Here is a 19,149-nt window from a genome sequence, read left to right as displayed (position 1 = left end):
CAGGTCCTTTTGCTGTTCTCACTATAATTATCTATTCAAAAAAACTACTGTGCTTTGTTGTTGGCCTCCAGTTTTTTGAGGAGGAGCTTTGTAAACTCACGCTCACTGCGGTAGAGTTTGATGATCTGGTTAGAAGAGATCACACGCTGGTAACGTGCCACATACTCCTTCTCCAGTTCCAGTTCTCTTTCGCGGGTGCTGAACATACCATCCAGGCGGGCTTTCGCTTCCTGATCGCTGAGTTGGTCCACATCTTGGCGGTAGCCGCTGCGGTAGGAGCGTACCAGTTCGCGACGTTTGGCCTCGTACTCGTTGTAAAGTGGCCAGAACTTCTGCGACTGTTCTGTAGTCAGCCCCATCTTGTCAGTTAAAAAGGCCACTTTGGCTGCTTCCACGTTTTTGTCCTGCGGGCGGCCCGACTGTGCCATGGCTGCCGTGCTGCCAAACGTGAATGCGCAAAAAAGAAGTAAAATAAAGGGCAATCTTTTCATGTGTGAATTAGTAGTCAATTGTATCCAATTGGTAGTATTCGAGTTCTTCTTCGGCTGCTTTTGAACTCACGTTCAAAAATTCTGCAGTCATTTCAGGGTTAGAAAGCGATTTCATCTCGGCAAAATCAGAACTCTCAAGTACAGCATAAGTGCTCAGGTAATCCATAATCGCTTCGTCGCCTACTGTAGCCAGCACAACTCCTGGTTCCTCTTGCTCCTGACGCAGTACCGAGAAGTACACGACACCTGCCACCAGTAGTAGCACCAAAGGTGCCATGGCCAGCTTCAACGGCTTCCAGGCGGCAGCATACCAGGGGGCAGGGCTATACCCGGCACCGGCGGTGCGCTCCATGATCTGCGCAGGCAGTCTGTCGAAGTACTTGTCAGGCACCTCGTAGATGTTGCGCTTGGGCAGGTCGCTTAGTTTAAAATCGTTTTTCATGGTTAATGTACTTATCAGTTAGATAGCTATAGAGTGCTATAGTTTAATCCTGTTTAATAAATTCTTCAATTTTTTTTACTGCGTGGTGATAGGATGCCTTTAAAGCGCCTACTGAAGTGCCCAGAATTTCAGACATTTCCTCGTACTTGAGTTCGTCGTAGTACTTCATGTTAAAGACCAGCCTTTGCTTGTCAGGAAGCCTCAGCAGAGCCTTTTGAAGTTTGAGCTGGATCTCGTCCCCATCAATGTTCGGAGAGGAGTCGATCTTCTCGGTAAGCTCGGCAGCCACGTCGTTTATAGGTAAAAAGAATTTTTTGCGCTTACTCGACAGAAAGGTAAGGCACTCGTTGGTGGCGATACGGTAGAGCCAGGTATAAAGCTGCGCATCCTGCCGGAAATTTTCCAGATTCTTCCATACCTTGATGAACACCTCCTGTGTGAGGTCATCCGCATCGTCGTGGTCAATCACCATCTTTCGGATGTGCCAGTAGATCTTTTGCTGGTACTTCCGGACAAGCTGGTTGAAGGCCAGATTACGGCTATCAGGGTTGGCGAATTTTTCTAGGATCTCTTTGTCTTCCACGTATAAGGTAGCAGGGGCAGGGCGATTGGACCTGTCTGAATATGCAATATAGTCCATAAAAATAAAAGAGGCCGCACTTTAACAGTGCAGCCTCTCTTTTTATGGAAAGGGAAGGTATAGCCCTTTGTGTTACTTGCGGCTAATGGCGCGCTCGGCGGCAGCTACGATGTTCTCAGTGCTCAGGCCGTACTTCTCCATCAGCTGGTCTGGTGTGCCAGACTCACCGAAGGAGTCATTCACAGCTACCATCTCCAGTGGAGTAGGCAATTGACGCCCCAACAGCTGTGCCACTGAGTCACCCAGACCACCGTTCATCTGATGCTCTTCGGCAGTTACCACGCACTTGGTCTTGCCAACTGACTTCAGGATAGCCTCATCATCCAATGGCTTGATGGTGTGGATGTTGATAACCTCAGCGTTGATGCCTTTTTCGGCCAGTTTGTGGCCCGCCTCGATGGCTTTCCATACCAGGTGGCCTGTGGCCAGGATCGTTACATCGGTACCTTCATTCAGCATCACGGCTTTACCGATCTCGAATTTCTGGTCGGCAGGCGTGAAGTTAGGAACAGCCGGACGACCGAAACGCAGGTATACAGGACCTTCGTAGTCGGCAATCGCGATGGTCGCGGCCTTGGTCTGGTTGAAGTCGCAAGGATTGATCACGGTCATGTGCGGCAGCATTTTCATCATGCCCACATCCTCCAGGATCTGGTGCGTGGCACCGTCCTCACCCAGTGTCAAGCCGGCGTGCGAAGCGCAAATCTTCACGTTCTTGCCTGAGTAGGCGATCGACTGACGGATCTGGTCGTACACACGGCCTGTCGAGAAGTTCGCGAAGGTGCCTGTGAAAGGAATCTTGCCACCAATCGTCATACCAGCTGCCAGGCCCATCATGTTGGCCTCGGCTATACCTACCTGGTAGAAGCGCTCCGGAAACTCCTTTTTGAAGGCATCCATTTTAAGCGAACCGATCAGGTCAGCGCAAAGGGCTACTACGTTCGGGTTGGTGCGGCCAAGCTCCAGCAAGCCAACGCCAAAACCAGAACGGGTGTCTTTTTTCTCTGTATATGTATACTCTTTCATCTCTGTGTTTTAATGCTTAGTAATCTGAAGCTTGCTGTACTGCCAATTGCTGAAGTGCGATCTCGAGCTGTTCGTCGTTTGGCGCTACGCCATGCCACTTGTGCGAGCCCATCATGAAGTCAACGCCAAAGCCCATTTCGGTGTTCATCAGGATCATCACTGGCTTGCCGTTGCCAGTTGCCCTCTTCGCATCTTCCAATGCAGGCAACAGCGTTTCGAAATTGTTACCGTCAGCTTCCAGTACGTGCCAGCCGAATGCCTCGAACTTCGCACGCAGGTCGCCCAGCGCGAGAACTTCTTCGGTACCGCCGTCGATCTGTTGGTAGTTGCGGTCTACTGTCGCAATCAGGTTGTCTACTTTATTGTGAGCGGCATACATGGCTGCTTCCCATACCTGACCTTCGCCCAGTTCGCCGTCGCCCATCAGCACATATACCAGGTTGTTGTCCTTGTTCAGTTTCTTTGTCTGTGCGGCACCAACTGCCACAGAAAGTCCCTGACCCAATGAGCCTGAGGCTACACGGATGCCAGGAAGGCCTTCTTCAGTAGCCGGATGGCCCTGCAACCTCGAGTTGATCTTGCGGAAGGTAGCCAGTTCAGATACCTCAAAGAAGCCGGCGCGAGCCAACACACTGTACCATACCGGAGAGATGTGGCCGTTGGAAAGGAAGAAAAGGTCTTCGCCTTCGCCGTCCATGTTGAAAGGTTGAGGCTTGTAGTTCATCACGCGGAAGTACAGCGACACGAAATAGTCCGTGCAGCCGAGCGAGCCGCCCGGGTGGCCGGAGTTTACCGCATGCACCATGCGCACGATGTCACGGCGTACCTGTGCCGCGATCTCCTTAAGCTCGTCGATGCTTTTGTTGTGTGGGTTCACGATTTTATGAATTGTTAGATTGTTGATTTTTGATTGCTAAATTTTTGATTGTTAAACTGTTGATTCAGAATAACAATCATCCGTATTATCGTACAGCGCTTTGGTCATTCTTTACCTACCTGCTGTAGCCAAGAGTCTGTCTCTTCTGGAGACCAAATATATAAACTGAAAAACGCAGCCGTCTGGAAGGACAGCTGCGCTTGTGTTTACTTTTTCAATATCTGGGCGGCGTGATCGGCCGTTTTCACTTTCGTGATGATGTCCTCGATGGTGCCCTCCTCGTCGATGACGAAGGTATAACGCATCGTGCCCATGTACTTGCGGCCATACATTGATTTCTCCTGCCAGACTCCGTATTGCTCCACCAGCTTTTTATCGGTGTCAGCCAGTAGCGTGAAAGGCAGGTCGTACTTGCCGATGAAGTTCTGGTGCGACTTCTCACTGTCGATGCTCACCCCGATCACTTCGTAGCCTTGTGCCTGCAGGTCGCTGTAGTTGTCGCGCAGGTTGCAGCTCTGGGCGGTGCAGCCAGAGGTGTTATCCTTCGGGTAGAAGTAGAGCACTACTTTCTTGCCGCGATAATCGCTCAGTTTTACTGTATTACCGTGCTGATCTTTTGCCTCAAACTCCGGTGCTTTATCTCCGATTTTCAATTCCATGGTTTTTTGCGTATCAAGTATCACGTAGCAAGTATCAAGACTTTTTATTATAGGTATAAGACCCCTCTTCCTTTGTCAAATACTCTCTGAAGGCATCGTGATACGTGATACGTTTTTATATCGTCGTCACAAACTCCGCTTCGTTTCCGGCGTTGTCTTTTACCTTCAAGACCACTTTACCCGACAAAGGTAGGCTTTTATCTAATTTTTCGGAGTATATGGTCGCAGTTTTATGCTCGTATTTCATCAGCAACCACTTGCCGTTTACCTCGCAGCGGAAAGAATTTATACCTGACAGGTCATCGCCGATCCTAAACCTGATCTGTGTCGGACTTTTGCTAAGCAGCTTGATCGTTGGGGCCTTTACGTCCTCGAGTACCTTAAACTTACCCATTGCCCGGGCTGAGAAGGTGATGCTGTTGCCGTCCCAGGCGCCGCCCAGCATACCCCGGCCTTTGCCCAAGCCCAGATAATAAACAGCGGCTTTGCTCTTGTCTGCTACCGGCGTACTTGGTGTAATGGTCACTTTGATGGGCTTGTGCAAGGGCGTAAAATAATCGCCGATGGTATACACATCACCTTCTTTTTTGGCTTGCAGGTATAGCGTGTCGTACAGGCTCTCCTTTGCGAAGCGGATGGTCATGTCGCGGTTGCTGAAGCTGTGCTCCTGCCCCGCAGGTATAGTAGCCTGCAGGTCGAGTGGGGTGGAGGTGCCGCAGTACTCCAGCGACTCAGGCAAACCGCCGCGCAGGTCGTATAAGCTCACCGAGGTAGCACCTTTGGTATAGCTTGGCACCAGCATCAGCTGTTGGTTATTCACTACCATCTCCACATTGCGCGGTGTAGCCGACGTGTCAGAGGCGTTTACTTTCAGGATGTTGCCGATGATCTCGTAACTCAGCTGCGGCTTGGTCACCTTGCCGTTTGTCGCCTGCGTGAAAGTCGGTTTCTGCCCCTTCACCACAAAAGTCAGGGTAGAGGCATTGTTGTAGGTGTCTTTCGCTACGAGACGCACGTGATAGATCGAGTCGGCCTGCACATTGAGTCTGCCCCGGTTTTGGGGGGCGGTATAAAGCGGAAGGTCGTTACCATAATCTACATAAGCCTTCTGGAAGGTGCGGCCAGTGCGGCGGTACACGTTGTAGTTCACGTGCTGCGACACCTGCTTCGAGAGCTCAAAAGGAACGCGGTCGATGTGGTGGTTGTACACCTGTCTGTCGTTCACAAACACCGTCACATCCTGCGTGCCGTTGCGGTTCTGGGTGTCGTCGTAGCGGTCGATGGTCTGCAGCTCAAAGCCAATCAGGCCATGGGCATACACCGTGTCCTGCAAGGTGTGGACGCCATTTGTTTTCTTAGGGGTATACTCCTTACGCGCAAATTCCTGGTTAATGCGGGCATAAATGTTCAGGGGCTGTATACCCAGACCCAGCAAGTCGGGAGGTGTGGTGTCGATGATTTCTTTGAAACCCCAGCGCAAAGGATTGTATAAACGGTCTTCGGAATCCCGAATCTCAAAGTGCAGGTGCGGACCGCCGGAGCCTCCTGTGTTACCGGACAAAGCGATGATCTGGCCTTTTTTTACCGGGAAGAGGTTCTTCTCGGGGAACAGCTCTATTTCAAATGTTTCTTTCTCGTACTGTTTCTGCAGGATGTAGTCTGCCAAGGGATCATAAAAAGCCAGCAAATGCGAGTAAGTGGTCGTGAGTCCGTTCGGGTGCGTCACGTAAATGATGTTGCCATACCCGTAGGTAGACATCTTCACACGCGAGATGTACCCGTCTGCGGCAGCGTATACCGACAAACCTTCGCGCTGGTCAGTTTTGATGTCGAGTCCGCCATGGAAGTGGGTGGCGCGTATCTCGCCCATGGAGCCGGACAGGTAGTTGCGCTGCCCCGGCTTGATGGGGAACATAAAATAGCCCTGTTCCGGCGCCGGTTGAGCGGCCAGTCCGAGGGTAGTGAAAACGTAAGCGAAAAGGAGCGCCAGGCGCTTATTTAATTTCAAAATCAAGTAGTTTATTATCTTCAACATAGCCTTCCAGTCTGTCGCCAATCTGCACCGGTCCCACTCCCTCAGGCGTACCTGTAAAGATAATATCGCCTTTCTTCAGGGTGATGAAGCGGGAGATATAGGCGATGATGTCGTCAAAGGTGTTCAACATCATCTTTGAGTTACCCTGCTGCTTAATCTCGCCGTTTACATCGAGGCGGAAGTTAATATCCTGCAGGTCTTCAAACTGCTCGAGCGGCAGGAACTCCGACACTGGGGCAGAACCGTTAAAGCCTTTGGCCAGCGTCCAGGGCAGTCCTTTGGCCTTGGCCTTGGTCTGCAGGTCGCGGGCCGTGAAGTCTATACCTAAGCCGATGGCGTCGTAATACTTGTGGGCAAACTTTTTGTCGATGTTCTTGCCTTCGCGGCTGATGCGCAGAATCAATTCAACCTCGTGGTGGATGTCCTGGCTGTACTCCGGGTAGTAAAAAGGATCGTTATTGCGCAGAATGGCGGTGTCAGGCTTAAAAAAGATCACCGGCTCGTCTGGTACTTCGTTTTTGAGTTCGGCAATATGGTCGGCATAATTGCGGCCGATGGCTATAATTTTCATAAAAGATTAAGGGCGTTTTCTTTATCGATTCTCAAAAATAGGCTATCTGCAGTTTTAGTACAGCATAATTCCGCAAAAAGAATCAGTTTCAGGACAATTTTTTCTGTCAGCCCGCAGCCGAATTTATTGCAGGCCTTTTTTATACTTTAACAAGAGAAGGTCCGCTTTATTGTGTTCATGGCGCTTACAACATTTTATAATATAGCGTTCGTATACCTAATCTAGACCGGACAAGGTGGCAGGCTGCGGTTTTGTGTCAGGTTGCACTTTGTTTTATCGGTTAAAGTATAGTAATTTTATCATATTAAACGACCCACTCTATCTTGGTTCTTAAAAATTGGTTCAAAATTTGAAAAGCCTATTTAAGAGTCATTAAATTTTAAAACTATGTACAAGAAGTTAATTGCCTTTTCAATAGCGGTAGTGATGATGGTTGCCTGTACGACAGTGCCCATCACAGGCCGCAGACAGCTGAGTCTCGTGTCAGACGCGCAGATGATGCAAATGAGTTACGACGCCTACGATCAGTTCCTGAAAGAGAACAAGCTGTCGCGCGATGCACAGGCCACAGCCATGGTGAAGCGTACCGGACAGCGCATACAGCGTGCCGTGGAGCAGTATATGGCTGCCAATAACATGTCAGACCAGTTGCAGGGCTTCGCCTGGGAGCACAACCTGATCGAGGATGAGCAGGTGAACGCCTGGGCCATGGCCGGTGGTAAGACAGTGACCTACACAGGTATACTGCCTATTGCCCAAAACGAAACAGGTCTTGCCGTGGTAATGGGGCACGAGATCGCTCACGCGATTGCCAAGCATAGCAACGAGCGCATGAGCTTGCAATTAGCGCAGCAGTTCGGCGGTCAGACCCTCTCTGCCCTTGCAGGTAGCCAGCCAGGTATAGCGCAGCAGTTGCTGATGACTGCCTACGGCGCAGGATCTGGTCTTGGCGTGCTGAAGTACGGCCGCGATCAGGAGAGCGAAGCTGACCGTCTGGGGCTGATTTTTATGGCCATGGCTGGTTACAACCCGCAGGAGGCGATCCCTTTCTGGGAGCGTATGGAAGCTAAGTCTGGCGGTCAGGCACCACCGGAGTTTCTGAGCACGCACCCGAGCGCTGGCACCCGTCGTGCTAACCTGCAGAAGTATATGCCGGAGGCTATGAAATACTACAAGAAATAATCACTAATCCGATAGACCTACATGACTGCATCACCCTTAGCCAATGGCCGGCACTTGCTGCTGACCTGCCTGCGCTGGACGCTGGCCCTGACTCTGATCCTACTTGTAGCGGCTGGCTGTACGCGCCGAGAAGCTTTCCCCGAGGAAAGTGAGGAGGAGCCGCTCGACGCAGAGGCCGGGCCAAAGTATGACGGACAACTGCTGGCTCAGGTGGTGTTTGACGAGATTGACTTTGTGGTGCCGCAGCAGGAGTTGATACAGCCTTTTATAAAGGAGTTTGGAAACGGAACGGTGGTGAACAAAGTGACGATCCATAAGGTGCAGGACAACAAAAAGCTACCTGCTACCTACTATCTGGTGGGTTTGGGGATACACAACGGCTCTTTCCGCTCCATGGCGCTGGAGTTGGATGTGTCTTCAGACAACAGCCTATACCTGAGCAGCAAGTCAATGAAGCACATTTGTGAGGCTACTGCCGGCTGCGATTTCTGTTACTTCACCTTCGAGGACAACCGGATCACCGGCTGCCAGTGCTCGATCCGGGCCGCCGGCTACGACTGCCGCCACAAGGTGCAGGAAGGCAATAACCTGCTGCAAGGCGTGAGACTGAAGAATTCGAGACAGGAATAGTCCAGCGGATAAACAAAAAGAGCGGGCTGCTAGTTTTCTGGCAGCCCGCTCTTTTTTGTAATTGTTGGGATTTAGTCCATCCGAAATCCTGAAAATCTTTTAATCCTGTAAATCCTTGGGGTAGGGGCCCTATTTAAAGATCTAAGACACACTACTCTGCATGTTTCGTAGCCGGATGCGGGTCAGGATCTTTTTGGTATACAGCGGGAAGTCGCCTTTCATCATCCAGTCGTAGTAGCTTGGCTCTTTGCTGAGTACTTCCTCTACGGGCACATTGCGGTGCTTTCCGAAGTTGAAGACTTCCTGACCGGCATTGTTGTACACGATGCGGCCGGCCAGGTCGGCTGACTTCTCAAACGTGAACTTGTGGAGCTGGGCCATATCGTTCTGGATAGGCGTTTCTTCTATTCCTTCGGCCACTTCTACTACCGTATTTTCATAGCGCTCCAGCTGCGCTTTCAGGATGTGATAGGTTGCTACCGTGTCGGCCTCGGCGCTGTGGGCGTTGTCGAGTGTTTTGTTGCAGTAATATTTGTAAGCGGCAGACAACGTGCGCTTCTCCATCATATGGAAAATGCGACATGCGTCCACTACGTGGCGGTTGTCAATGTCGAAGTCTATACCTGCCCGCAGGAACTCCTCCGCCAGCAAAGGTATATCGAAGCGCACCAGGTTGTAGCCACCCAGGTCACAGCCCTCCATAAACTGGTACAGGTTGCGGGCCACTTGCTGGAAAGTAGGAGCGTCCTTCACGTCCTCGTCGTAAATCTTGTGAATCAAACTCGACTCCAACGGAATCGGCACAGTCGGGTTGATGCGACGTGTCTTGAGTATCTCTTCGCCGTCTGGCTTTACTTTCAATACACTGATCTCGACAATGCGGTCTTTGCAGATGTCGGTGCCGGTGGTTTCGAGGTCAAAAAATACGATGGGGCGCTTCAGGTTCAGCTTCATACAGGGTTGGTTTACAGAACCGCTTTTTTGAGCGCCTCCAAGTCAAGGTTTTGATAAGTGCCAGAGCTCATAAGCAGCAGGTTGGCATTTTGCCATTCCATACCTTTCAGGTGCTCGAGTAGGGAGTTAGAGTCAGTGAATATTTGCAGCTGAGGGTTACCAAAGGCGCTGCGCAGGTCTTCTTCAGACAGCATTTCCATGCGCTTGTGCTCCACCGTTTTAGGGCTGAAAAACACGATCGGCACATCGGCTTTGTCGAGTGCGCCTGCATACTGCGGCAGGAAATTCTTATTCAGGCTGCTGAAGGTGTGCAGCTCCACACAAGCCACCAGTCTGCGCTGCGGATACTGCATTTTTACGGCTTCAGTCGTTGCTTTTACTTTAGAAGGCGCATGGGCAAAGTCACGGAAGATCACGGTTTTGTCACTCTCGCCGAGTTTCTCCAGACGCTTGGCAGCTCCCTTGAAAGTCTTGAGCGCTTCGTAAAAATCATGCGCTTTGATGCCGATCTTCTTGCAGACCTCCTTGGCCGCACTAATGTTGCGCAGGTTGTGCTCCCCAAACAGCGGAATCTCGACATCACCCTCCTTTTTAGTGTGCAGGATGGTTTTGCCGTTGCGGATGCTGTGCGGGTGCACGGTATAGCCAATGTAGGCAATGTCAGCAGGGTTGCGCGGCACGGCCACCAGCTGTACCTGCTCGTCGTCCTGGTTGTAGATCAGGGTGCCTGCTTTTGGCGTCATCTCCGCGAAAATGCGGAATTGGTCGCGGTATACCTCCGGCGTCGGGAACACGTTGATGTGGTCCCAGCTGATGCCGCTGATCACCCCGATATGGTGATGGTACAGGTGGAATTTCGGCACGCGCTTGATCGGGTCGGAAAGGTACTCATCGCCTTCAATGATGATGATTGGGGCCTCCTCCGTGAGCTTCACCATGCGGTCGAAGCCTTGCAGCTGCGCACCCACGGCGTAGTCGAACAGGCGGCCGCAATGCTGGAGTACGTGCATGATGATGGAGGTGATGGAGGTCTTGCCATGGCTGCCACCGATCACGATGCGCTGCTTGTGCTTGCTCAGCTCGTAAATGAAATCAGGGAAAGAGTAAACCGGTATGCCTAATTCCTGCGCACGAAGCAGCTCCGGGTTATCGATGCGTGCGTGCATCCCCAGTATCACGGCATCGGGCCTGGCGTCTAATTTCTCCGGGAACCAGCCCTCCTCAGCCGGCAGTATACCTGCAGCGGCCAGTCGGCTTTCGGCCGGCTCGTAGATCTCATCATCTGAGCCTGTTACCTTTATACCTTGATCGTGCAGCGCCAAAGCCAGGTTGTGCATAATGCTGCCCCCGGTGGCGATCAGGTGAATATGTTTAAAATCCGTTCTCTCCATAATCCGTGCTATCCATTTAGCGAACCGACAAATTTATAATTCCTTATTTAAATGTAAATAGCTATACGCTAATATGTGGATATCTTCCGTAATTTGTGGATTACTTGGGCGGCTTACTTTTTAAATTTGTGGTATGGAGGAGATGAAAATGAACGTGCGGCCAACTGGCAACCGTGGCACCTGGAGCAAAAAAGCCCCTGCCGTGGCAGAGTTGGGTAAAAAACCGCCGCAGGCACTAGATTTGGAGGAGGCCGTGCTAGGCGCTCTGATGCTGGAGAAGGATGCGCTGACCACAGTGATCGACATTCTGCGACCAAGCAGCTTTTACAAAGAAGCCCACCAACGCATATTTAAAGCAATTCTGGCCCTGTTCGATAAGTCAGAGCCAATCGATATTCTGACCGTAACCCACGAGCTGCGCGAAAACGGCGAACTGGAACTGGCAGGAGGCGCTTATTATGTCACGCAGCTAACCACCCGCGTAAACTCGGCGGCCAACATCGAGTACCACGCCCGTATTATCACGGAGAATTCCATTAAGCGTGATCTGATCTCTATTTCCTCGGAGGTGCTTTCGAGTGCCTTTGAAGACACTACCGACGTATTCGAACTGCTCGACAGAACAGAAGCCAAGCTGTACGAGGTGTCGGAGTCGAACATCCGCAAAAACTTCGATGACATGCGCTCTTTGATGCACCAGGCTATTAAGGAACTCGAGGAGAAGCGCAAGCAAACTGACGGTCTGACCGGTGTGCCAAGCGGCATGACGGCCCTGGACCGTGTAACTTCCGGTTGGCAGAAATCGGATTTGATCATTCTGGCGGCTCGTCCCGCGATGGGTAAGACGGCCTTTGTGCTTTCCTGCCTGCGCAACGCAGCTGTTGATTTCAAAAAGGGTGTGGCGATCTTCTCACTCGAAATGTCCTCGCTGCAGCTGGTGAATCGTTTGATATCTTCGGAAGCCGAGCTTGACTCTGAGAAGATCAAAAAAGGAAGCCTGGAAGATTATGAATGGGCGCAGCTGAACCATAAGATTGCAAAACTGACCGAAGCGCCGATCTTTATCGACGATACGCCGGGTCTCTCCATCCGTGAGCTTCGTACCAAATGCCGCCGACTGAAGGCGCAGTACGACATCCAGATGGTGATTATTGACTACCTGCAGCTAATGAGCGGCAACGCTGAAGGCAAAGGTGGTGGTAACCGTGAACAGGAAATTGCTTCGATTTCACGAGCCATGAAAATGCTGGCCAAGGAACTGAACGTGCCGGTAATTGCCCTGTCGCAACTGAGCCGTGCCGTGGAAACCCGTGGTGGTGACAAGCGTCCGCAGCTGTCTGACCTTCGTGAATCCGGTTCCATCGAGCAGGATGCCGACATGGTGCTTTTCCTGTATCGCCCGGAGTACTATGGCATCACCGAAGACGAGATGGGCAACCCGACAGCCGGTGTAGGTGAGGTGATCATCGCCAAGCACCGTAACGGTTCGCTTGAAAATGTGCAGCTGAAGTTTATTGGCAAGTACACCAAGTTCACCAACCTGGACTCTGATTTTGGTGGTGACGGAGGATTCAATGCACTGCCTAACAGCAGCTTCGACACTGAAACGCCCGGCGCCATCAGGCTAGGTAGCCGTATGAATGACGGCAGTAACGGTGGGGGAGGATTCCCTGCCTCTGGTTTCGACGAAGAGCCGCCGTTTTAATTTTTCAGACAAAAGACATTCTTGACATAAGGCCAAAGCGAAAGTATCCCAATCAGACCAGAATTTTGAGTCTGCTTATACTTTCACTGAATTTCTGAGTCGACAAGATCCTAAGCCAAAGGATGATTAGCCGCTGAGCCCGAGAGCCAGCGGCTAATTTATTTACATCCACTCTACTTTCTCCTCCATCGGCACGGTGCGTTTTCCTTCTGTGGCAGGTGTGTCCGAATAGCCCAGGTATAGTACGCCTAGCACTACGTCTTCTTCGCACAACTGCAGCAGCTCTTTCATGGCAGGGTGATAAGCCATGCCGCCCGAACCCCAATAGCTGGCTATACCTAAGGCCGTAGCGCCCAGCAACAGGTTTTGGATGGCGCAGGAGGTTGCGGCAATTTCTTCAAGAGCAGGAATTTTAGGCAGGTTGCCGCGCTGCATATAGGCCACCATTACATGCGAGGTCTTGTTGCCCATGTGCAGCAGTTTGTCATACTTCTCCTGCAGGTATTTCTCCTGTTCGGTGTGCTTCCTATACAGTTCGGCATGTGCCAGACAAAAGTCCTGTACCCTGTCTCCAGCGTATACCATGAAGCGCCAAGGCTCTGTATGGCCGTGGGTAGGAGCCCAGTCGGCAAGCTCCAGCAGTTGTTTCACCTGCTCGTCAGGTATACGCTGCCCGTTCATTTTGTCGGGTTTAGTTGTTCTGCGGTTCCGGATAATGTTACTTATTTCTGAGAATGATGTATGCATATAGTTAGTTCTGATCTTGTTTGGTACTGCAAAAGTACGGACAATGAAATTAAATCAGGATTAGGATTTGCAGGATCTTCGTGCAGGATGAACATACCCCTGCTCCCGAGAGGGGAGTTTCGGCCACTGCCGATCAGAAGGTATAAGCTGCGTTGCACAGGTTACACACCACTGGCGCACATTGAGAGAGATCCTTGCAACCCAAGCCATGAAAAAGATCACTGTGCAAGGTGCACCAGAGACGATTTTGTGTTTGAGCGGTCAGCGAGTTTAAAATTGTCTTGATTTTTTGCTTAGTGGGGTAGGGGCCCTCGATTTTTTCATCAAGGAAAAAAGTAAGGCCCGCCCGGCCAGGGCAAGCTATAAAACAGCTCAGGTTGCTATACCTATAGCCACGCTACACCAGCTACAAACTGACCCCACGCACAACCGCCAGTCGTACTTCTCTCACCCTAGCAAAAAATCTACTTTAAAAAGCTTATTCCTAAAACTGGAGCAGCAAAGTATCTGTACAAGATTTACTATCTTTAAGATTATCGTTATTTGTTAGTAGCCTTCTATGGATTTTAATAAACTGTTCAATAGTATACCCGAACCTATCGTGGTGCTTTCACCGGAGTACAAAGTTGTTGCGGCAACAGATGCCTTTCTCGAGAGCAGCCTGCGCACAAGGGATCAGCTAATAGGTTTACATTTCTTATTAGAGGCATTCCCTGAGAGGGGGAGCTCTTACCAGGATAATGCTGTGAAAAAAGGCCTGGATCAGGTGCTGCAAACAAAGCAGACTGTCCGGCTGGAGGCAATGCGCTATGACATTCAAAAACCTGAGTCGGAAGGGGGGGGATATGAGGTGCGTTTTTGGGAAGTAGACCAGACGCCGATTCTCGACAGTGAGGGCAATGTAGAATACATCATACACAAGCCCTTCGATGTGACAGAACGCGAAGTATCACAGGTGGCTTTGCAAAAGAGTGAAGAAAAGTTCAAGGTTATGGCAGAGGCCCTGCCTCAACTGATTTACACTGTAGAACCAGGAGGGAAGTCCTCTTATTTTAACAAGCGCTGGGAAGAATACACCGGTATAAGTCTGGAGACACTATTGCAGATCAACTGGGACCAGATAATTCACCCTGATGATCTGGAAAACACGCTGGCTAGATGGGAGGCAGCTGCTAAGGAGGGCACCGAGATGCAAATGGAGTTGCGTATGCGTGACAAAAATGGGACCTATCGCTGGCACCTCTCCCGCTCAATACCCATGAAAGATGCCGAAGGCAACATTACCATGTGGATTGGCAGCTCGACCGACATACACGACACGAGAAAGCTGGTGCAGGAACTGCTGGATTCGAACGAACAGATGGCGCTGCTCTCAGACCAGGTGCAGCATGCCTATGAAAAAGCCGAATCAGAGCGCAAGACACTGGAAAGGCTCATCATGGAGGCCCCGGCCATGTTTGTCATATTGAGAGGGCCGGAGCATAGGTTTGAGCTGATGAATGATAAGTACCAGCAACTGTACCCGGGTCGCAACCTGATCGGGATGTCCTTGGGGGAGGCACTGCCTGATATCAAGGCCCAGGGTTTCACAAAGTTGCTCGACAAGGTATACGAGACAGGTGAAACCTACATCGCAGAGGGTGTGCCTATCATTTTACCGAAGGCGGGCACAGACGAGATGGAGGAAAGATTCTTCAATTTCTCCTACCAGCCCATATACGAGGCAGATAAGATTACAGGCATCCTGGCCTTTGGCTACGACATCACCAATGAGATTCTGTATAAAAAGAAGTTAGAAGACCTCTTGTCACTTTAATCTGAAGTCCGTTTAAAAAATAATAATTGAGGGATGTTGTGTAGATGGAGGCAGCACGGCTAGATTTCCAGCAACTTAGGATAAAGCATATTCTGTATAAGTCGAAGGTGCGTTCGTTTTTGTATGGCGGAACCTTCGATGCAACCTTTTTTTCCAGTGCAGGGCCAATAGACATTTGGTTCTCTACAGTGGGTAAGATACGTTACGCCCATGAACCTGAAATTTTACAGCTTATCCGGCTTCACCAGCAAATGAACGAGATTGCACTGAACCTTTACAAGCTTTACAGCAGGGGACTGATTGAACAGGCCCACGATGGGTTGAAGGAAGTGGATTTCAGGTCAGATCAGTTTATCCAGATTTTATCAGGTTTGGACGAGAGGCTTCAAAAGGTATAGGGGCAAAATAAGAGAGGCCGGCAATTTTAAATTGCCGGCCTCTCTTATTTTGTAAAAGCTTATCGGAGTTTCAGATCCACCAGAATCTGCTCGATCTTCTGGCTCAGCTGCTCATTTACAGCATCAAAGTCATCTTTAGAAGCTAAAGGCTCGTTTACGCTGATATAGAACTTGATCTTGGGTTCGGTACCAGACGGACGGGCAGAGATCTTGCTGCCGTCTTCGGTCAGATATTGCAGCACGTTAGAGCTCTCCAGGTCCAGCTTTGACTCTTCGCCTGTCACCAGGTTTTTGCGGGTGCTGTGCTTGAAGTCGCTTACCTCTACCACTTTGGAGCCAGCAATATTCTGTGGCGGATTGGCACGCATATCGGCCATCATTTGCTGAATTTCCTCTGCACCTCGCTGCCCTTTCTTGGTGAAAGAAACCAGTTCTTCTTTGTAGAAGCCGTGCTGGGTATAGATCTCGACCATCATCTCGAACAGGCTCTGTCCTCTGTCTTTTGCCACAGCCGCCATTTCGGCGATTAGGGCGCAAGCCGAGATAGCGTCTTTGTCGCGCACGAAGTCGCCGATCATATAGCCATAGCTTTCCTCGCCACCGCCAATGTATGTTTCCCTGCCTTCCAGTTCGCGGATCTTCTCAGCAATATACTTGAAGCCAGTCAGGGTCTCGTACATTTTCACGTTGTAGTTGTCAGCAATATCCTTGATCAGGTCGGTGGTTACGATGGTCTTTACAATGAACTCCTTGCCGGTGAGTTTACCTGCTTTCTGCCAGGCCAGCAGGAGGTAGTTCATCAGCAATGCGCCGGTCTGGTTACCATTGAGCAGCTCGAACTCGCCTTTCAGATTTTTCACAGCTATACCTACACGGTCTGAGTCCGGGTCGGTGGCCATGACAAGGTCAGCGTCAATTTCTTTCGCCTTGTTCAGCGCCAGGGTCATCGCCTCTTTCTCCTCTGGGTTAGGGTATACCACCGTTGGGAAGTTGCCGTCTGGCGTAGCCTGCTCCTCTACCACGTGCACGTTGGTAAAGCCAAAGCGCTTGAGTACCTCCGGCACCAAAGTTATACCTGTACCATGTATGGATGAGAATACAATCTTGAGGTCATGCTGGTTTTTAATAGCATCCTGCGAAATGGAAAGGCTTTGCACCTTGGCTATATAGGCCTCGTCCATTTCCTGACCCAGCATGTGGATGTTGCCCGGCTTTGCCTCCCACTTCACCTCGTCGATGGACGTGATCTTGTTCACCTCGGCAATGATGTTTTTGTCGTGCGGAGCAGTTACTTGTGCGCCATCGTTCCAGTATACCTTGTAACCGTTGTATTCTTTCGGGTTGTGCGAAGCCGTTACGACCACACCGCTCTGGCAGCCAAGGTGACGGATGGCAAACGACAGTTCCGGTGTAGGGCGAAGGGCTTCAAACAGGTATGCCTCAATGTCGTTAGCCGAGAAAATGTCGGCGGCGATGCGGGCAAACACATCGGAGTTGTTACGGCAGTCGTGCGCAATGGCCACTTTCACCCGCTCACCCGGGAAGTTTTGCTTCAGGTAGTTGCAAAGGCCTTGCGTCGCCATACCCAAGGTATAGCGGTTCATGCGGTTGCTACCCGCGCCCATGATGCCGCGCAAACCGCCTGTTCCAAATTCAAGGTCTTTGTAAAAAGCATCGGCCAGTGCTTCGTGTTCGTTGCGCTCGAGTAATCCGTTTATTTCTGATTTGGTAGCGTTGTCGTAGTTGCCGTTTAGCCAGGCGTCTATTTTATGCTGTATAGCTGGTTCAATCATAGTCTTGTTGGTGTTGTATGTATTGATGATTATGTCTTTCTTATGTCATGCATGGCGCGAGCGACCTCGCTCGTGTCTGCTATGGTGGGGCCTCTGGCCCAGGTATAATAACTGTACTTTTATAGGTATAGCAACCTGAGTTGTTCTATAGCTTTGCCTGTGCGGCAGGCACGGTATGCCCTGGCCGGGCGGGCCTTACTTTTTGTCTTGACACAAAAAGTAAGCAAAAAAGTCAAGACGCTCCAAACTCGCTGAACGCTCAAACAGTGGAGCGTCATTTAGGCGCACATGGCAAAGATGCTTGCTGTGTAGATCCCGTGCGAGTTAGTCTTGCTATACCTGCCAGTAATATGTGACTACTTGGACTTTACTCACTCAATCACACATTCACTAATTCACTTACTTACCTACTTCCCTATACCTTCAATCGCACAAAAAATCACACCAGCCCTTCATTTACCGCTTAACGGTCTAGAGAACTGGTGTGATATCTTTATATCAAAATTGAGGTATCTAACACGGGTTACACCGTGCTATACTTGGCTTGCAGCCTAAAGGTTACCACGCAGCGCCTGCTCACGCTCGATAGCTTCGAACAAGGCTTTAAAGTTGCCTTTTCCAAACGATTTGGCTCCTTTGCGCTGGATGATTTCGTAGAATACAGTAGGTCTGTCTTCCACCGGTTTCGTGAAGATCTGTAGCAAATAGCCTTCGTCGTCACGGTCCACGAGGATGTTGAGTTTGCGCAGATCCGCCATGTCTTCGTCGATGTGGCCGATGCGCTCGATCAGGTCTTCGTAGTAGGTCTCCGGAACATAAAGGAACTCTACGCCACGGCGACGAAGCTCCGCTACGGTATGCAGAATGTCGTTGGTAGCCACGGCAATGTGCTGTACACCGGCACCCTTGTAGAACTCCAGGTACTCGTCGATCTGTGATTTCTTCTTACCCTCAGCCGGTTCATTGATCGGGAACTTGATGTAACCGTTGCCATTCGATACTACCTTTGACATCAGGGCGGTATACTCTGTGCTGATATCCTTATCGTCGAAGGTGAGCAGTAGTTTGAAGCCCATCACATCTTCATAGAACTTCACCCACTTGTTCATGTGACCAAGTTCCACGTTACCTACGCAGTGGTCTACATACTTCAGACCGACTGGCTCAATGTCAAGCTGGCTATGGCGTGGTACGTAACCCGGCATAAACACACCGCTGTAGTTTTTGCGCTCCACAAAGGTATGGATGGTATCGCCATAGGTATGGATAGAAGCTACTTTTACCTCGCCGTGCTCGTCGGTGAGCGTCTTCGGCTCCATGGCGGGTTTAGCACCACGCTCCACTGTACCGCGGAAAGAAGCCTCGGCATCGTCTACCCACAGGGCCAGCACTTTCACGCCGTCACCATGCTGATGCACATGTTGCGCGATGTCTGAGTTTGGATCAAGGGAGGTAGTCAGCACAAGACGGATTTTCTCCTGCTGCAGTACATACGAAGCGCGATCTCTTACACCTGTTTCAGGGCCAGCGTAAGCGATCAGTTTAAAACCAAAAGCCGTCTGGTAGAAGTGAGCAGCCTGCTTGGCGTTACCCACATAAAACTCAATATGATCTGTGCCGTTCAGCGGCAGAATATCTGTTGCCATAGGGATTGGTATGGTTTAAATCATAGATTCTGTAAAAATACAGCTTTTATGCGTTTATCAAAACCCGGATAGTGCCACAGTAAATTATCATTGTTAATTCTTGCAATTACTACGGCATGTTTCCAACTTTGTAAAAAACAGAATGA

The 19,149-nt window shown here is 50.5% G+C and carries 18 protein-coding genes; 5 read left to right on the top strand and 13 right to left on the bottom strand.

Annotation, left to right across the window (positions count from 1 at the left end):
* Positions 1-44: 44 nt before the first annotated feature.
* The 8 genes from AC5FXQ_RS00480 to AC5FXQ_RS00445 form a co-directional block, all read right to left on the bottom strand.
* Positions 45-491, bottom strand: coding sequence for a hypothetical protein (locus AC5FXQ_RS00480; protein ID WP_493600549.1), 447 nt, complete (start codon positions 489-491; stop codon positions 45-47).
* Positions 492-498: 7 nt separating this feature from the next.
* Positions 499-933 carry a hypothetical protein gene (locus AC5FXQ_RS00475; RefSeq protein WP_493600548.1) on the bottom strand — a complete coding sequence of 145 codons (435 nt, stop codon included), beginning with the start codon at positions 931-933 and terminating at the stop codon, positions 499-501.
* 43 nt (positions 934-976) lie between these two features.
* Positions 977-1,516 carry an RNA polymerase sigma factor gene (locus AC5FXQ_RS00470; RefSeq protein WP_493601260.1) on the bottom strand — a complete coding sequence of 180 codons (540 nt, stop codon included), beginning with the start codon at positions 1,514-1,516 and terminating at the stop codon, positions 977-979.
* A gap of 129 nt (positions 1,517-1,645) precedes the next feature.
* Positions 1,646-2,599 (bottom strand): transketolase family protein, encoded by a 954-nt coding sequence (locus AC5FXQ_RS00465; RefSeq protein ID WP_493600547.1) that lies wholly within the window; start codon positions 2,597-2,599, stop codon positions 1,646-1,648.
* A gap of 16 nt (positions 2,600-2,615) precedes the next feature.
* Positions 2,616-3,476 carry a transketolase gene (locus AC5FXQ_RS00460; RefSeq protein WP_493600546.1) on the bottom strand — a complete coding sequence of 287 codons (861 nt, stop codon included), beginning with the start codon at positions 3,474-3,476 and terminating at the stop codon, positions 2,616-2,618.
* Positions 3,477-3,682: 206 nt separating this feature from the next.
* Positions 3,683-4,135 (bottom strand): thioredoxin-dependent thiol peroxidase, encoded by a 453-nt coding sequence (gene bcp, locus AC5FXQ_RS00455; RefSeq protein WP_493600545.1) that lies wholly within the window; start codon positions 4,133-4,135, stop codon positions 3,683-3,685.
* 115 nt (positions 4,136-4,250) lie between these two features.
* On the bottom strand, positions 4,251-6,143 hold the full coding sequence (locus tag AC5FXQ_RS00450; RefSeq protein ID WP_493600544.1) for a M23 family metallopeptidase: 1,893 nt from the start codon (positions 6,141-6,143) through the stop codon (positions 4,251-4,253).
* On the bottom strand, positions 6,130-6,741 hold the full coding sequence (locus AC5FXQ_RS00445; RefSeq protein WP_493600543.1) for a fumarylacetoacetate hydrolase family protein: 612 nt from the start codon (positions 6,739-6,741) through the stop codon (positions 6,130-6,132). Before AC5FXQ_RS00445 ends, AC5FXQ_RS00450 begins: the two co-directional genes overlap by 14 nt.
* 387 nt (positions 6,742-7,128) lie before the next feature.
* Here AC5FXQ_RS00445 and AC5FXQ_RS00440 point away from each other — a divergent pair, with 387 nt between their 5' ends.
* Together AC5FXQ_RS00440 and AC5FXQ_RS00435 are read left to right on the top strand one after the other, a co-directional pair.
* Positions 7,129-7,923, top strand: coding sequence for a M48 family metallopeptidase (locus AC5FXQ_RS00440; RefSeq protein ID WP_493600542.1), 795 nt, complete (start codon positions 7,129-7,131; stop codon positions 7,921-7,923).
* A gap of 21 nt (positions 7,924-7,944) precedes the next feature.
* Entirely contained in the window at positions 7,945-8,553 is a 609-nt protein-coding gene (locus tag AC5FXQ_RS00435) for a hypothetical protein (protein ID WP_493600541.1), read from the top strand.
* Positions 8,554-8,694: 141 nt separating this feature from the next.
* On the opposite strand, the gene AC5FXQ_RS00430 is transcribed toward AC5FXQ_RS00435, so the two are convergent.
* Positions 8,695-9,507 (bottom strand): exonuclease domain-containing protein, encoded by an 813-nt coding sequence (locus AC5FXQ_RS00430; RefSeq protein ID WP_493600540.1) that lies wholly within the window; start codon positions 9,505-9,507, stop codon positions 8,695-8,697.
* An 11-nt stretch (positions 9,508-9,518) separates the two neighbouring features.
* Entirely contained in the window at positions 9,519-10,898 is a 1,380-nt protein-coding gene (locus AC5FXQ_RS00425) for a UDP-N-acetylmuramate--L-alanine ligase (protein WP_493600539.1), read from the bottom strand.
* Between the two features lie 133 nt (positions 10,899-11,031).
* On the opposite strand from AC5FXQ_RS00425, the gene dnaB reads away from it, so the two are divergent.
* Entirely contained in the window at positions 11,032-12,603 is a 1,572-nt protein-coding gene (gene dnaB / locus AC5FXQ_RS00420; protein WP_493600538.1) for a replicative DNA helicase, read from the top strand.
* Positions 12,604-12,765: 162 nt separating this feature from the next.
* Here dnaB and AC5FXQ_RS00415 read toward each other — a convergent pair whose 3' ends face one another.
* On the bottom strand, positions 12,766-13,350 hold the full coding sequence (locus tag AC5FXQ_RS00415; RefSeq protein ID WP_493600537.1) for a nitroreductase family protein: 585 nt from the start codon (positions 13,348-13,350) through the stop codon (positions 12,766-12,768).
* A gap of 559 nt (positions 13,351-13,909) precedes the next feature.
* Here AC5FXQ_RS00415 and AC5FXQ_RS00410 point away from each other — a divergent pair.
* Positions 13,910-15,166 carry a PAS domain-containing protein gene (locus AC5FXQ_RS00410; RefSeq protein WP_493600536.1) on the top strand — a complete coding sequence of 419 codons (1,257 nt, stop codon included), beginning with the start codon at positions 13,910-13,912 and terminating at the stop codon, positions 15,164-15,166.
* Between the two features lie 251 nt (positions 15,167-15,417).
* The gene (locus AC5FXQ_RS00405; protein ID WP_493600535.1) at positions 15,418-15,564 is read left to right on the top strand and encodes a hypothetical protein; all 147 of its coding nucleotides are present in this window, start codon (positions 15,418-15,420) and stop codon (positions 15,562-15,564) included.
* Positions 15,565-15,623: 59 nt separating this feature from the next.
* On the opposite strand, the gene AC5FXQ_RS00400 is transcribed toward AC5FXQ_RS00405, so the two are convergent.
* Positions 15,624-17,357 (bottom strand): phospho-sugar mutase, encoded by a 1,734-nt coding sequence (locus AC5FXQ_RS00400; protein WP_493600534.1) that lies wholly within the window; start codon positions 17,355-17,357, stop codon positions 15,624-15,626.
* Positions 17,358-17,908: 551 nt separating this feature from the next.
* Positions 17,909-19,003, bottom strand: a complete 1,095-nt coding sequence (gene hppD, locus AC5FXQ_RS00395) for a 4-hydroxyphenylpyruvate dioxygenase (protein ID WP_493600533.1) — start codon at positions 19,001-19,003, stop codon at positions 17,909-17,911.
* Positions 19,004-19,149 lie beyond the last annotated feature (146 nt).

The organism is Pontibacter sp. LHS1 (assembly GCF_058932855.1).
This window is presented reverse-complemented; position numbering and strand designations above follow the sequence as displayed.